The sequence below is a fragment of the Mesorhizobium sp. P2_H9 genome (assembly GCF_056403215.1).
Map to the genome: position 1 here is coordinate 377,691 of NZ_JBFUFX010000003.1, position 14,278 is coordinate 391,968.

The window sequence follows — 14,278 nt, forward strand, 5'->3', positions numbered from 1 at the left end:
AGCGGACAGCGCCTATTTCTGCTTGGTCATTCAAGGAGAAAGATCATGGCCAACATAGACCAGTCCGGCACGTTCACCCTCGGCAGCCACACCGTAAAGCGGCTCGGCTACGGCGCCATGCAGCTCGCAGGCCCAGGGGTGTTCGGCCCGCCCAGGGACCACGACGCCGCGTTGGCGGTGCTGCGCGAGGCGGTTTCGCGGGGCGTCAACCATATCGACACCAGCGACTTCTATGGCCCGCAGGTCACCAACCTGCTGATCCGCGAGGCGCTGGCGCCCTACCCCGACGATCTCGTCATCGTCACCAAGATCGGCGCCCGCCGTGGCGCGGATGGCTCATGGCTGCCGGCCTTCTCGCCGGAAGCGCTGACCCAGGCGGTGCACGACAATCTCAGCAATCTCGGCCTCGAGGCGATCGACGTGGTCAACCTTCGCGTCATGTTCGACACGCGTGGCCCCGCCGAAGGGTCGATCGAAGCGCCGCTCACCGCCCTGGCCGAGCTGCAGCGGCGGGGCCTAGTCAGGCATATCGGGCTGAGCAACGTCACCCCTGCGCAGATCGCGGAAGGACGCGGGATCGCCGAGATCGTCTGCGTGCAGAACCAGTACAATCTGGCGCATCGGGACGACGACGCCCTGATCGACGACCTTGCCCGCGACGGCATCGCCTATGTGCCGTTCTTTCCATTGGGTGGCTTCAATCCGTTGCAGTCGTCCACCTTGTCGGCTGTGGCCAGGCGCCTCGGCGCCACGCCGATGCAGGTCGCGCTGGCGTGGCTCCTCAAGCGCTCGCCGAACATCCTGCTGATCCCCGGGACGTCGTCGGTCGGGCATTTGCGGGAGAATCTGGCGGCGGCGGAACTGGAGCTGTCGCAGGACGCGCTGAGCGAACTGGACGGCGTAGCGATGGCCGCCTGAAAGCAAATTTTTGCGGGCTGGGCTGTCACCCCACCCGCGCCTGCGGCGCGACCTCCCCATCAAGGGGAGGTAGGGCGCCGCGCCTTATTTTCAGCCATTCGTTCCGATTCTTGCGGAGCTCGGCAGACCAAGGCTGGGCCGAGAATTGCCGTGACTTCCTACCTCCCCTCGATGGGGAGGTCGGCGCGCAGCGCCGGGTGGGGTGAAGCGCCTGCTTTGAATTCCTAGTTGATGCTTGCCGTGTGCGCCGGCTCCGCTTCGGTGGCATAAGGCACGCGAAAGCCGTTGGCTGCCAGCCAGCCTATCGCCGCTTTCGGCTCGTCGGTCTGGATGATGGTCGCGCCGCGCTCGACCCAGAACCCCCAGGTTTCGCGCGGCAGGCTGGCGAGCACTGCCAGCTCGTCGCCGCGGCCGCCGGCCAGGAAGCCGCCCGGCTTGTTGACGATGGCGTAAGTGTCGGCCCAGATGTGCCAGTCGCCCCTCGCCGCCTCCGCCCGCATGTGCGGGCTGAACAGCGGCCCACCGGTCTCGGTCAGTGTTTCGGCGCCGGCCCGCCAGTTGATCAGCTCGATGGCGTGCACCGGGAAGGCGTGGGCGACAGTTTCGGCGAAGCCGGCATCGTGAACCGCATCGTCGGCGATGATCGGCATGAACTGGAAGCCGCCGCCGATCGCATCCATGGCGGCCTTGACCGTCGTAATCCTGGCGGAGTTCCAGAGGTTCTCCTTGACGATCACCTGCTCGGCCATGCCGAGGTCGCGGGCGACCGCGATCATGTCCTGGAGGTCGCCGACGGCGAGCTTGTTGTCGAGGTTGATGAGGATCCGGTCCCTGGTCGCCATCAGCATCTCGCGCAGCGTCGAAACCGTCTCATTGGTGGCGACGCCGGTGCCTTCGATCACCAGCCGGCATGTTTTCAGCTCGGCCAGCGTGTGCTTGACCACCTCGCCCTTGCACGTCGTCGTACGGTCGAGCCAGCTGTCGTGCATGACGACAAGCTGGCCGTCCTTCGACCGCCTGATGTCGACCTCGACGATTTCGGCGCCCATGGCGATCGATGCCTCGACAGCGGCAATCGAATTTTCCGGATAGAGCGTCTTGCCGGCCTGCATGCCGCCGGCGCGATGCGCGGCCACCAACACATGGTCGCGCCACTGGTTGGCGTGTTCGAAGCGGTCGAGGATCTGCCTGGCCCGGGTTTCGCCGGCCACGGCCTGGCCGACGGAGACCGCCAGTGCGGTTGAAAGCAGAAGGCTCAGCCAAATGGTCCGCATCGAGAATCGTTCCTTGCCGGATCGAACCGGGGATAGGCGATGCCCGTGACATCTGGGTGAACGAAGCCGGCTTCGAAAAGCGGGGAAGTTACGTCAACGCCGGCTGGAGCAGCCGTTTGTCGACATCGTGTGGATGGCCGACCGGCCCAAACAGGCGGCCGGCGAGGCGCCGGAAGAGGCGCTGGCCCGGTTGCTCGATCAGCCGATAGGTCACGTAGCTGGCCGCGATGGTGACCGCCACCATGGCGACAATCAGCAGATCGCCGGCAAACAGGCTACCGAGATCGATGCCGTCGCCATAGCGGTCGGTGCGGCCGACCTGCCGGACGAGGGACATTCCGGCGATGATGTCCACCAGCCGGGCCACGTTCAGCAGCCGCAACTGGATGAACAGGTGGATCATGTAGATCGAATAGGACAGTGTGCCGATGAAAATGAACGGGCGCAGGCGCAGCAGGCGGCTGACCATCCCCCTCTCCCTGGCGAAAACCCAGACCAGCAGCGCGAAGACAAAGGGCAAGCCATAGCTCAGCGGGGTCGCATGCGTCTTCCAGGCGACCACGACGGCCAACGCCGTCACCGACAGCTCGATCACGGTCCAGCGTAGCGATCCCGCCCGGCTGACGGGAGCGGCATGCTGCAACAGCATCGAGCGGAAGGAAACCACGTACAAAAGCGCGCCAATGGAAAAGCCGTAGATGGCGCGCAGGAAGCCGGTCCCCGATGCCGAGGCCATGCCTTGCGCCGAGGCCTGCCAAAGCACGAGTGGTGCGGCGATCATGGCGAGGACAAGCCACAAAATAACCCGTTTGCGCTGTGTCAGCACCGCGACGGCGAACAGGACATAGGCCAGATACTCCGCCGAAATGCTCCATGACGGCGTGTTCCAGCTCAGCGAATCCGCAGGCCAAAAAGCCTGGAGCAGCAGCGCGTTGCTGGCGAGATAGGAGAGATCGTTGGTGCCGGAGAATGAGGGATCGGAAGCGTTGACCAGTCCCGGCAGGAAGGTTTTGGCGATCTCGAACAGGAGGAAGAGCGCGAGCATGAAGATGTGCAGCGGATAAAGCCTACCCAGTCGCAAGACGAAGAAACGTCCCATGTCGCGAGGGGTCGAAAGCCTGTCGAGGTAGGCATGGGCGATGACGAAGCCCGACAGGACAAAGAACAGGTCGACGAAGGCTTCGCCCGAGCGGACGATGCCGATCAGTCGAATGTTGCTGACGATCTGGGCGTGAAACAGCACCACCATGATTGCGGCGAGGCCGCGCCAGCTGTCCAGCGCTTCGAACCTGATTGGTGCAGGTCGCGCCACATCCGGCGATCGGGCGGAAGTTCGCAACGCTGGCGCGCCCATAGTTGTTCCGTTCCCCGGCCGATTCCGTCCCACGACGGGACGGATGCTTGCTTTCGGCTGTCTTCATGCTTGTTACCGCAATTTGCGTGCCAGCACCGCAGTTCGCCCGGCACGCAAGAATTTGTGACCGAGTTCCAGCGGCCATCGCCTGCGGAAGGGGTCGCATTTCTGAAAATTATGTCCAATAAGGTCCGCGTCGACGCATAGGAGATCGCTATATGGCCAACCAGAACATCGACCACGCCTTCACCGCCCGCTCCAAAACGGGCGCTGCCTTCGAGCCGACCTATGCCGGCGCGCTGTCGTTCATGCGGCGCAAATACACGAAGGACGTGAAGGGCGCGGACGCCGTGGTGTGGGGCATTCCCTTCGACGCCGCCGTCACCAACCGGCCGGGCGCTCGCTTCGGGCCGCAGGCGATCCGCCGTGCTTCGGCCATCCTCGACAACGACCCGCAATATCCGTTTTCGCGTGATCTGTTCGAACAGCTCGCGGTGGTCGACTATGGCGATTGCCTGCTCGACTCAGGCAACCACCAGAAGACGCCAGGAACGATCGAGCGCGAGGCAGCAAAAATCCTGAAATCCGGCGCCTTCCTGCTGACGCTGGGCGGCGACCATTTCGTCACCTGGCCGCTGCTCAAGGCGCATGCCGCCATTCACGGGCCGTTGGCGCTGGTGCAGTTCGACGCCCACCAGGACACCTGGCCGGACGATGGCAAGCGCATCGACCATGGTTCGTTCGTTGGCCGCGCCGTCAACGAAGGCATTATCGACCCCGACCGCTCGATCCAGATCGGCATCCGCACCCACGCGCCGGATACGTTCGGCATCAAGATCCTCTACGGCCATGAAATCGAGGAGATGCGGGCGTCCGACATCGCCTATGCCATCGTCGATCGCACCGGCGGCAGGAAGACCTATCTCACCTTCGACATCGACTGCCTTGATCCGGCCTTCGCGCCGGGCACCGGCACGCCGGTCGCTGGCGGACCTTCCTCGGCGAAGATCCTGTCGACATTGCGCCAACTCGGTCAGGTCGACATTGTCGGCGCCGATGTCGTCGAGGTTGCGCCGGCCTATGACCATGCCGATATAACGGCGATTGCCGGTTCGATGGTGGCCATGCAGTATCTCGGCCTGCTGGCCGAGCGAAAGGCCCGGCTCGGAGAGATGAACAACGGCAATCACCACGCTGCCGCAGTGAATCAGGCAAGCGGCATATAGTTTTGAAATAGCAGGGAATTTGGTCAATCCATGAAACCGAAAATCTTCATCGACGGCGAGCACGGCACCACCGGTCTGCAGATCAGGGCGCTGCTTGCCGAGCGCGGCGACCTCGAGATCATCTCGATCCCGACCGAGCGCCGTAAGGAAACGGCGGCGCGCGCCGAGTTCCTCAATGCCGCCGATGTCGCGATCCTGTGCCTGCCGGACGCAGCCGCCAAAGAAAGCGTTTCGCTGATCACCAACGACACGACCAAGGTCATCGATGCGTCGACAGCGCATCGCGTCGCCGAAGGCTGGGAATACGGTTTTGCCGAAATGGACAAGGGTCAGGCGAAAAAGATCGCCCGGGCCAAGCGCGTCGCCAATCCCGGTTGCTGGCCGCAAGGGCCGATCGCGACGCTGCGGCCGCTGCTGACGGCAGGGCTGCTGCCGCCAGATTTTCCGATCACCGTCAACGGCATTTCGGGCTATTCGGGCGGCGGCCGGCCGATGATCGAGGAGTATGTCGCCAAGGGCGAGGATGCCTCGGAATTCCTGCCCTACGGGCTGACGCTGCAGCACAAGCATGTGCCGGAGCTGAGGACCTATGCGAAACTCTCGCATGATCCGATCATGCAGCCGGCGGTCGGCAATTTCGCGCAAGGCATGATCACGGTGGTGCCGCTGCAACTCGGCGGCCTCGACCATGTGCCGACCGGTGCCGAACTGCATACAGCGATCGCCGACCACTTCGCGGCCATCGATGGCGGCGTGGTCGAGGTCGCGCCCTATGCGCATCTCGAGCGCATGCCGGAGATCGATCCGGAAGTCTACAACGGCACCAACCGCATGAAGGTCTATGTCTTTGCCAATGACGACCGGGCACAGGCGCTGCTGCTCGCCGTCTACGACAATCTCGGCAAGGGCGCCTCGGGTGCCGCCGTGCAGAACATGGACCTGATGCTCGGCCTTTGATGGACGCGCCGGCGCTGGCAGGTCGGCGCCGGATGTGCAGGTAACCGCCTGTTCACCATGATGATCTACTGAAAGACTGACATCTTTCAGGGAATTCTCATGGTCAGCGCGATTTCGGCTTCGTCCCAGGCGACACAGATTTCTTCGTCCAGCGCGTCGAGCAACGCTTCGCAGGAGGCCGCGCTCGAAAAGCAGATCAAGGCCAAGGAAGACGAGGCGAAGACGGTCGAGGATCAGGTCCAGGCGGCCAAGCTGCAGCAGGAGATTGCGGCGCTGAAGGCCAAGCTCGATGCGCTCAAGGCCGCCGACAAGGCCGCAGCCACCGACCAAGGCCAGTCGACCCCGTCTGCCGCGGCGCTACGCCAGGCAGAGTTCGATGGTGAGACGAAAGACACGTCGACCGCACTCTGGATTTGACGAAGCAGCGAGCCCGCCGTCAGCCTCTGACGGCGATCCGGCTGGGCAAGGGATAAGCGCCCTTGGTGCCGCGCCAGTGAGCGGCGGCAAAGCCCAGCACCACCAGCGCAAAACCCTGATGCGTCAGCGCCATGTGCAGCGGCACATGCGTCAACAGCGTGCCGATGCCAATCGAGGCTTGCACCAGCACCAGCAGGAGCAAAACCGTGGCGCGACGGGCATGTGTCGAGCCGGGCAGACGCCGTCGCGTGGCGACCATGTGCCAGAGCGCCACGGCGAAGAGCGTGTAAGCGCCGAGCCGATGGACGAATTGCACCGTCTTCGGATTCTCGAAGAAATTGCGCCATGCCGGTTCGAGCAGCAGCAGGTCGCCTGGAACGATCTTGCCGTCCATCAACGGCCAGGTGTTGTAGCTGAGACCGGCATCGAGGCCGGCAACCAGACCGCCGAGATAGATCTGGATCAGCGCCAGCAGCACGAGAAAGCCGGCCAGGCGCTGTGTCGAGCGGTCGGCGGCGGGCTCCGAATGCGGGGCCAGCCCGCGCGCGACCACCATGGTCGCGGTGAAGATCAATGCCGCAAGCGTCAGGTGCGTCGCCAGCCGGTACTGGCTGACGGAGACACGGTCGACCAGGCCGGATGCCACCATCCACCAGCCGATGGCGCCCTGCAGGCCGCCGAGCAAGAGAATGCCTAGCAGTTTCGGCCCCAGGCTGCGTTCGACGTGGCGCGTCGCCCAGAAGAACAGCAGCGGCAAGGCAAAGACGACGCCGACGCTGCGCGCCAGGATGCGGTGCGCCCATTCCCACCAGAAGATCGTCTTGAACGCCTCGATGCTCATGCCCTTGTTGAGCTCGGCATATTGCGGGATCTGCTGATAGCGCTGGAATTCCTCCTGCCACTCGGCGTCGTTGAGCGGCGGGATGACGCCGTGGATCGGCTGCCACTCGGTGATCGACAGGCCGGATTCGGTGAGCCTGGTGGCGCCGCCGACCAGCACCAGCGCAACCAGCACCAGGAGCACGACATAGAGCCAGCCGCGCACCAGCGCCCGGTTGCGCAGGTCGCGGTCGCGAGCGATGTAAGGCGCGGCAGCTGGTATGGCAGCCATGGGCTTGTTCCAACGGTTTGAAGTCGCGGATTGGTGAACCATCGCAACCCGGCTGACAAGACCGGACGGCGCGGCACGCCGTCGCGCCGCTTGTCGCGGGTTGCGTGTCACTGTCTCAAGGCTTATTCGAAGCGCTTGCAAGAGGCCGGACAATGCCCATTCGCCTGAAAAAGCTGATCGGAACATTTCTGCTGGTGGCGCTAGTCATCATCTACGCGCTGGTCGCGTCGATCGTGGCGGTCGCGCAGCTGTCGCAGTCGGGACCGCTGGCGCATTTCCTGTTCTTCCTGCTGAGCGGCCTGCTCTGGGTGCTGCCGGCAATGGGCATCATCAAGTGGCTGATCCTGGAGCCGCCAGCGAAGAGCTGACGTGCCTAGACCGTTACGACCATCTTGCCGGCATTGGCCAGCGGCGTCGTTACCCCCGACAGCATGGTGCGAATGTGGGCGACGCTCTGGTAGCGGCCGTTGACTGAAATGCGCGGCAGCGCGTGCAGGAAGCCCGAATGCTCGGCGCGCAGCACGCCGTGCCGCGTCGTCACCGCCGAGGCATAGCCGGCATCGCGGGCAAAACCAACTTCGCGACAGCCGACGGCGCTGGCATAGCCATAGGGATAGGCGAGATGGCGCGGCTCCTCGCCCAGTTCCGCCTGCAAAATACGCCTTACATCGCCGATCTCGTGGCGCGCATCGGCTTCGGAAAGCCGCTTCAGATTGCGGTGGTTGACCGTGTGGCCACCGATCGTCACCAGGGGATGCGCGGCCATGGTGCGAATATCGTCCCAGTTCATCAGCGTGCTCGAGCGTAGCCCGTCAAGCTCGATGCCGTTGGCGCGCGCCAGGTCGCGCAACACCGCGCGCTGGTCTTCCTCGCGGATTTCCAGCGTCAGATAGCTATGCAGGCGCGCATTGGCCTGGAGTTTCTTGCCCGGGGTCGAGCAGTCGATGCTCACCGGGCCGGCCGGCGTCGGCAGCGTCAACCGGTCGCGCGCGTTGACGATGTCCTCGACCACGTCCCACCACAGGTCGGCGGCACCGTTGATCAGCCCCGGCGCGACGTAGATGGCGATCGGCGCACCGTGCTTTTCCAGCACCGGCAGCGCCTCGGTCATATTGTCGCGATAGGCATCGTCGGCGGTGATGGTGGCAAACTGGCCGCCCTTGCCACCGGCCTTGATGCGCTCGATGGCCTCGTCAAGCGTGACGAAGGCATAGCCTTTCGCCTTCATGTCGGCGATCACGGCGTCGAGGAAGTCGGGCGCGATGTTGAGATGCCGGTTGACGCCATTCGGTTTCTCCGGCGTCGCGGTCACCCGGTGCAGCATGAGGATGGCGCCGATGCCGCCGACGAACGGCTTGGCCAACGGTGCAAGGCCGGTATAGCGGGCGACATTGAGCGCCAGTTTCCGGATTGCCTCGCCTCCGTCGATCATTCATTCACCTTTTACGCCTAGGCTCATCCAAGCACGGAACGCGCCTATGCGAACCCCCAAATCGCGATGAATACGCCCTAAGGATTGAGGTATGGTTGACGCCACCGCGTCATTTGACGGCAATCGGCTTGCGGCAACCGAAGCGTCGCCGCGCGCGGTTTCCGTTGACCAGGCCGGCCTGTCGGCCTCGGTCTCCGACGGCACAGCCCTTGCGGCCTATGGCGAATTCAGCCGTTCGGCCTTGGTCGCCCCGGCGCAGAGCGCGTCGTGGATCCGGAACTGGACGGCGCAGGCCGGCCCGGACGTTGTCGTGGCAACCCTTAGCATTGAGGACAGGCCGGTTTTTGCGCTGGCGCTGGAAGTCACCCGCACAGGCCCGTTTCGTGTCGCCCGCTTCATGGCCGGCCGCCATGCCAATGGCAATTTCGCCGCCGCCGATCCGCGCTGGCTGGCCAAGCCGGACGGTTCGGCCATTCGCTCGATGCTGGCGGCAATCGGCAAGACCCGGCCCGATATCGACCTGCTCGCGCTGGAACGGCTGTTGCCGAAGCTCGACGGCGCTGCCAATCCGCTTGCCAGCTTCCCGCATTTTCCGAGCCCCAATCTGTCGCTCGCGGTCGACCTTGCAGGCGGTTTCGATGCCTTGCTGTCGCGCGCCAGCGGCAAGCGCAAGCGCAAGAAGCACCGTTCGCAGACTCGAAAATTCGAAGCCGTCGGCAGCTACCGCCGCATCGCGGCCGGCACGGCGGACGAGGTGAACCGGCTGCTCGACGCCTTCTTCGAGATGAAGGAATTCCGCTTCCGCAAGATGGGCATCGCCAATGTCTTCGGCGATGCGCCAGTGCGTTCTTTTTTCCGCGCGCTGTTCGTGGAAGCGCTTCAAGAGAAAAACCCGCCCTTCGTGCTGCATGGACTCGAGGTCGCCGGCAAGCTGCGCGCCATCACCGGATCGAGCCGTTCGGGCAAACGACTGATCTGCGAATTCGGAGCGATCGCCGAAGACGATCTCGGCCACACCAGCCCAGGCGACTTTCTGTTCTTCGACAACATCCAGGAGGCCTGCGAGACGGGCTTCGACGTCTATGATTTCTCGGTCGGCGACGAACCCTACAAGCGGCTGTGGTGCGACATCGAGACCCAGCATTTCGAGGTGCTGGTCCCCCTGAGCTTGAAAGGCCGCGCGCTGGCGCTTGTGCTGCGGCAAAGCGCGCGGCTGAAGGCCTGCATCAAGAACAGCCCGACGATCTGGAAGCTGACCAAGATGCTGCGCCGCAAGACCGCCGGACAGGCTGCACCTGCGGCTGCCGAGGACGACAGCTGAAGCTGGATGCGGCGCAGAAACTGCCTGATCTCCCCCCTTGCGGGGGAGATCAGATGTCACGCCTGCTTTCGCCAATCGCCGCGCCGCCAGAGTAGGTATCGCATATCTCAGGCGGCGCTACGTCGTCCCGGCACCGGCGTTCCCGGTGTCTCGTGGCCGATCGGCGTCACCAGAGTGAGCTCGGGATAGCCGTTCTCGATCAGCTTGACCGCCGCCTGCGCCACCTCGTCATGGGGCTCTAGCATGGAGAGGAAGACCTCGGTGCCCTCGCCCACCAGGCGGCTGATTCCTTGCGCATCGGTAGGGCCGCATTCGACGACGACCAGATCGTAGGCGGTGGTCAGCGACTGCATGATGATCGGCAGCCGGTCGGCGGCGCGCATGGCGCGAACCGGATCGGCGGTGCCGACGGGAATGACGTGGCAGTCCGAATAGAGATCGGGATGGATGACCTCGCTGAACTGCGCCTCGGAGGCGAGCAGATTGGTGATCCCGGGGAAAAGCCCGCTGTCGAGCATCGGCCGCGAGGCAGCGCCCGAAGCGGTGAGATCGAGCAGCAAAACGCGCAGCCCGGCGTCGGAGACTTCGCGCGCCACCAGCACCGCCGAGGCCGCCGCTTCGTCGCCTTCGGGCGACACGAATATGGCGCGGGCCGCACCGCTGGCGATCAGCTTTTCGGCTGCCTTTTCGACGTCGACTTCGCCGAGGCTGGAGCGCACCGGTTCGGCCCTCGCGGCAGCCTTTTCCGCCACGACAGCCGCTGCCGGCTCCGTCTCGGTTTCAGCCACAGCCGGATGATCCTCGGCTTCCGCGATTTCGACAATCGCCGGCTCCTGGCGGGCAGCCGGCATCGCAACCTGCTCGATGTGCTCGAAACGGGCGCCCGGGGCCGGGCGCATGGCGCGACCCGAGAACAATTCCTGGAGAAGCGTCACGATCGCCATCAGCAGCAGCGAACCGACGAAGGCCGCGCCGACGATCGGGACGATCTTCGGGAAATAGGGTTCGGACGGCATCCGCGCTTCGGAAAACACACTGGCATCGACCGGCAGATAGTTGCGGTCCTTGCGCGAGGACGCTTCACGGAAGCTGGTCATGTAGGATTCGAGTTGCTGGCGCCGCGCGGTCGCTTCGCGCTGCAGCGCATCGAGTTCGACCTGTTCCTCGCCGGCGCGCGCCGATGCAGCCTTGAGCGTATTGACGTCGGCGATGAGCTGGCTTTCACGGGCCTTGGCCGTCTGCGCCTGGGTCAACAATCCGCGCATGATCTTTTGCGCCTCGTTGCGAATCTGGCCGTCGAGATCGGCGAGCTGCGACCGCAGCGCCCGGATGCGCGGATGATTGTCGAGCAAGGTGGTGGAGAGGTCGGCGATGTTGGTCTTCAGCTCGACCTGGCGCTCGCGCAAGCGCTGGATCAGATCGGACGACAGCACCTCCGGCACCGCATCCAGCGAGGCGCCGTTCTGCAATGCCTTGCGCACGCTGTCGGCAGTCGCTTCGGCCGCGGCGCGATTGGCGCGCACCCGCGACAGTTCGCTCGACAGCTCGGACAGCTGTTGTGTCGCCAGCACTGAATTGTTGCCACCCATCAACAGGTCCGACTGCGCCCGGTAGGCAGCAACCTTGGCCTCGGCAGCCTTCACCTGCGCCTGCAGGTCGGTAATTTCCGGCCCCAGGAAGGCCGTGGCCGCGGAATTCGATTTGGTCTTCGCCGCCGCCTGGTAGGCGATGTAGGCGGCTGCAATGGCGTTCGGAATGTCGGCGGCAAGCTTGGGATCTTCGGAGGAAAATTCGATGGCGATCGCTCGCGTCTTCTCGACGCCGTAGACATTGAGCTTGTCGCGCATCTTCTTCAGCACGCGCTCTTCCTGCTGCATTTCTTCCGGATCGCTTTTCAGGCCGGCAATGACCAGAAAGCGGGTAACCGGCGACATGTTCAACGCATCGTCGAACTCCGGCTTATTTGCCAAATTGAGCTGTTCGGCCACCTTATTGAGGATATCGGATGAGGAAATGACCTGAACCTCGGTGGCCACACCTTCCGCATCAAGGACCGGCTTGTCGTCGTCATTGGTGCCGGCAGGGCGGGTGAAGGCCGATTCGTTCATCTGGATCTTCAGCAGCGTCGTGGCCTTGTAGTGCGGCGTGGCGAGCCAGGCAAAGGCGAACGCCAGCCCTGTCACCACCAGCGCGACCACAAAAATGCGCAGCCAGTTCCTCGCAAGACTTGCGAAGAGCTGCCTGAGATCGACATCGACATCTGCGGCCGCGGACTGAACGGACATGCATTCCTGCTCCGGTACTGAGTCTAGATTGCACCGTAAACAACTATGGTAACTCAGCCGTTAAGAACGCTGTAAGCAGCCGTTGGGGTTTGGCTCGCAGGCGGCAAACAACGACCGGAAAACAAGCCGGTTTCTATCGATTGCCGCCACATCGGCAGCGCCCCTTTACCGGCCATTAACCCTAACGGGATGATAACGAACCCGGATCCGTTAAGGTTTGCCGCGATGTCCTGGCGGCCAGAGTGATGAAGGTTCGTGTCCGGTCATGAAAAGCACTGCTTCCCTCTTTCGCGCTCTGCTTGCCGTGTCGATGCTTGCCGGCTGCTCCAGCTACAGGCCGACGCCAGCGGCGTTCCACGAAGTGCTCGATCAGCCCTACCGCCTGGGCGCCGGCGACCGTGTCCGCGTCACCGTGTTCGAGCAGGAGGGATTGACCAACACCTATAGCGTCGACCAGTCCGGCTACCTCTCCTTCCCGCTGGTCGGTGCCGTGCCGGCACGTGGCCACACGGCCGTACAGCTGGAGAAAGAGATCGCCGACAAACTGCGCCAGGGCTATCTGCGCGACCCCGATGTGTCGGTCGAGATCGACCGCTACCGGCCGATCTTCGTCATGGGCGAAGTGGGGGCTGCCGGCCAGTATTCCTACGTGCCGGGCCTGACCGTGCAGAAGGCGATCGCGATTGCCGGCGGCTTCTCGCCGCGCGCCAACCAGGAGAGCGTCGACATCACCCGCGACATCAACGGCAAGGTGATGACCGGGCGCGTGGTCACCTCCGATCCGCTGCTGCCCGGCGACACCGTCTACGTCCGCGAACGCCTGTTCTAGACCACGTGGCGGACACGCTCAGGATCGTCCACTGTTTTCGCTCACCCGTCGGAGGGATTTTTCGGCATGTGCGCGACCTGACCGAGGCGCAGGTCGCCGCCGGTCATTCCGTCGGCATCGTCTGCGATTCGACGACGGGCGGCGATTTCGAGGAACACCTGTTCGAACAGATGAAAGGCAGCCTGGCGCTCGGCATCCATCGCACGCCGATGCAGCGTCATGTCGGGCCGGGCGACCTCGCCTCGGCCTGGCGCACCTACAAGATTATCAAGGAATTGCGGCCGGACGTGCTTCACGGGCACGGCGCCAAGGGTGGCGCCTATGCCCGTCTGTTCGGCTCATTGTTGCGGGTATCAAGGTCTCGCGTAGCCCGCCTTTATTCGCCGCATGGCGGCTCTCTCCACTATGACGAAACCACGGCCACGGGAAAACTGTTCTTCGCGCTCGAACGCTTCATGGGCCGCTTCACCGACTGCCTGCTGTTTGTCTCCGATTATGAGAGGCGAACCTATCGCCGGAAAGTCGGCGAGCCGCCGATCCCCAACAGGCTGGTCTATAACGGCCTGCGCGCCGCCGAATTCGAACCGGTCGGCACAGTGCCGAATGCTGCCGACCTGCTCTACATCGGCATGATGCGCGACCTCAAAGGGCCAGACATTTTCATCGATGCGCTGGTGCTGGCCGCAACCCGGCTTGGCCGCCCGCTTAGCGCCGTGATGGTCGGCGATGGCGACGACCTGCCGCGCTATCATGCACAGGTGAAGCGGCTCGGGCTCGACGGCCAAGTCCGCTTCCTGCCGCCAATGCCGGCAAGGGATGCCTTTGCGCTGGCGGGGCTTGTCGTCGTTCCGTCCCGCGCGGAAGCCATGCCCTATATCGTGCTGGAGACGCTGGCGGCAGGCATGCCGATGATCGCCACCGCCGTCGGCGGCATACCGGAGATTTTCGGCGAGACCTCCCCTGCCCTGATCCGCCCCGACCCTAAGCAGCTCGGCGACAAGGTGAGCGAGGCGATGGCCGACCTCGGCGCCTACATCAGCCTGATGCCCGGCACCGCCGACCTCAAGGCGCGCTTCGGCGCCGACGTCATGGCGGCCGAGATTGAAAAGGCCTACTTCGCCGCCCTCGGGCGCTGAACCCTTTCCAAAGCCACC

The 14,278-nt window shown here is 64.1% G+C and carries 13 protein-coding genes; 8 read left to right on the forward strand and 5 right to left on the reverse strand.

Going from position 1 to position 14,278, the window contains the following annotated elements:
- Positions 1-45: 45 nt before the first annotated feature.
- Positions 46-918 (forward strand): aldo/keto reductase family oxidoreductase, encoded by an 873-nt coding sequence (locus tag AC1DXN_RS07820; protein ID WP_477269240.1) that lies wholly within the window; start codon positions 46-48, stop codon positions 916-918.
- A gap of 224 nt (positions 919-1,142) precedes the next feature.
- Here the strand turns inward: AC1DXN_RS07820 and AC1DXN_RS07825 are convergent, their stop codons facing one another.
- Positions 1,143-2,192 carry a glycerophosphodiester phosphodiesterase family protein gene (locus AC1DXN_RS07825; RefSeq protein ID WP_477269238.1) on the reverse strand — a complete coding sequence of 350 codons (1,050 nt, stop codon included), beginning with the start codon at positions 2,190-2,192 and terminating at the stop codon, positions 1,143-1,145.
- 88 nt (positions 2,193-2,280) lie between these two features.
- Positions 2,281-3,504 carry an acyltransferase family protein gene (locus tag AC1DXN_RS07830; protein WP_477269236.1) on the reverse strand — a complete coding sequence of 408 codons (1,224 nt, stop codon included), beginning with the start codon at positions 3,502-3,504 and terminating at the stop codon, positions 2,281-2,283.
- A gap of 260 nt (positions 3,505-3,764) precedes the next feature.
- Between AC1DXN_RS07830 and speB the strand changes: the two genes are divergently transcribed.
- The 3 genes from speB (at position 3,765) to AC1DXN_RS07845 (ending at position 6,146) form a co-directional block, all read left to right on the forward strand.
- Positions 3,765-4,772, forward strand: a complete 1,008-nt coding sequence (gene speB, locus AC1DXN_RS07835) for an agmatinase (protein WP_477269234.1) — start codon at positions 3,765-3,767, stop codon at positions 4,770-4,772.
- A 30-nt stretch (positions 4,773-4,802) separates the two neighbouring features.
- A complete protein-coding gene (gene argC / locus AC1DXN_RS07840; protein ID WP_477269232.1) occupies positions 4,803-5,729 on the forward strand; it encodes an N-acetyl-gamma-glutamyl-phosphate reductase in 927 nt (308 codons plus the stop codon).
- A 99-nt stretch (positions 5,730-5,828) separates the two neighbouring features.
- Positions 5,829-6,146 (forward strand): hypothetical protein, encoded by a 318-nt coding sequence (locus AC1DXN_RS07845; RefSeq protein WP_477269230.1) that lies wholly within the window; start codon positions 5,829-5,831, stop codon positions 6,144-6,146.
- A 19-nt stretch (positions 6,147-6,165) separates the two neighbouring features.
- Here the strand turns inward: AC1DXN_RS07845 and AC1DXN_RS07850 are convergent, their stop codons facing one another.
- Complete coding sequence (locus AC1DXN_RS07850) at positions 6,166-7,257, reverse strand: COX15/CtaA family protein (RefSeq protein WP_477269228.1); 1,092 nt, start codon at positions 7,255-7,257, stop codon at positions 6,166-6,168.
- 152 nt (positions 7,258-7,409) lie between these two features.
- Between AC1DXN_RS07850 and AC1DXN_RS07855 the strand changes: the two genes are divergently transcribed.
- Positions 7,410-7,625: a DUF2842 domain-containing protein gene (locus AC1DXN_RS07855; protein ID WP_477269226.1), complete on the forward strand. Its 216-nt coding sequence runs from the start codon at positions 7,410-7,412 to the stop codon at positions 7,623-7,625.
- Between the two features lie 5 nt (positions 7,626-7,630).
- Here the strand turns inward: AC1DXN_RS07855 and AC1DXN_RS07860 are convergent, their stop codons facing one another.
- Positions 7,631-8,689 carry a polysaccharide deacetylase family protein gene (locus tag AC1DXN_RS07860; RefSeq protein ID WP_477269225.1) on the reverse strand — a complete coding sequence of 353 codons (1,059 nt, stop codon included), beginning with the start codon at positions 8,687-8,689 and terminating at the stop codon, positions 7,631-7,633.
- Between the two features lie 91 nt (positions 8,690-8,780).
- Between AC1DXN_RS07860 and AC1DXN_RS07865 the strand changes: the two genes are divergently transcribed.
- Positions 8,781-10,010 carry a GNAT family N-acetyltransferase gene (locus AC1DXN_RS07865; protein ID WP_477269223.1) on the forward strand — a complete coding sequence of 410 codons (1,230 nt, stop codon included), beginning with the start codon at positions 8,781-8,783 and terminating at the stop codon, positions 10,008-10,010.
- 107 nt (positions 10,011-10,117) lie between these two features.
- Here the strand turns inward: AC1DXN_RS07865 and AC1DXN_RS07870 are convergent, their stop codons facing one another.
- Positions 10,118-12,295 carry a GumC family protein gene (locus AC1DXN_RS07870; RefSeq protein ID WP_477269221.1) on the reverse strand — a complete coding sequence of 726 codons (2,178 nt, stop codon included), beginning with the start codon at positions 12,293-12,295 and terminating at the stop codon, positions 10,118-10,120.
- A 265-nt stretch (positions 12,296-12,560) separates the two neighbouring features.
- On the opposite strand from AC1DXN_RS07870, the gene AC1DXN_RS07875 reads away from it, so the two are divergent.
- Together AC1DXN_RS07875 and AC1DXN_RS07880 are read left to right on the forward strand one after the other, a co-directional pair.
- Positions 12,561-13,124, forward strand: a complete 564-nt coding sequence (locus AC1DXN_RS07875; protein WP_477269220.1) for a polysaccharide biosynthesis/export family protein — start codon at positions 12,561-12,563, stop codon at positions 13,122-13,124.
- A gap of 5 nt (positions 13,125-13,129) precedes the next feature.
- Positions 13,130-14,260 carry a glycosyltransferase gene (locus AC1DXN_RS07880; RefSeq protein ID WP_477269218.1) on the forward strand — a complete coding sequence of 377 codons (1,131 nt, stop codon included), beginning with the start codon at positions 13,130-13,132 and terminating at the stop codon, positions 14,258-14,260.
- Positions 14,261-14,278: the final 18 nt, after the last annotated feature.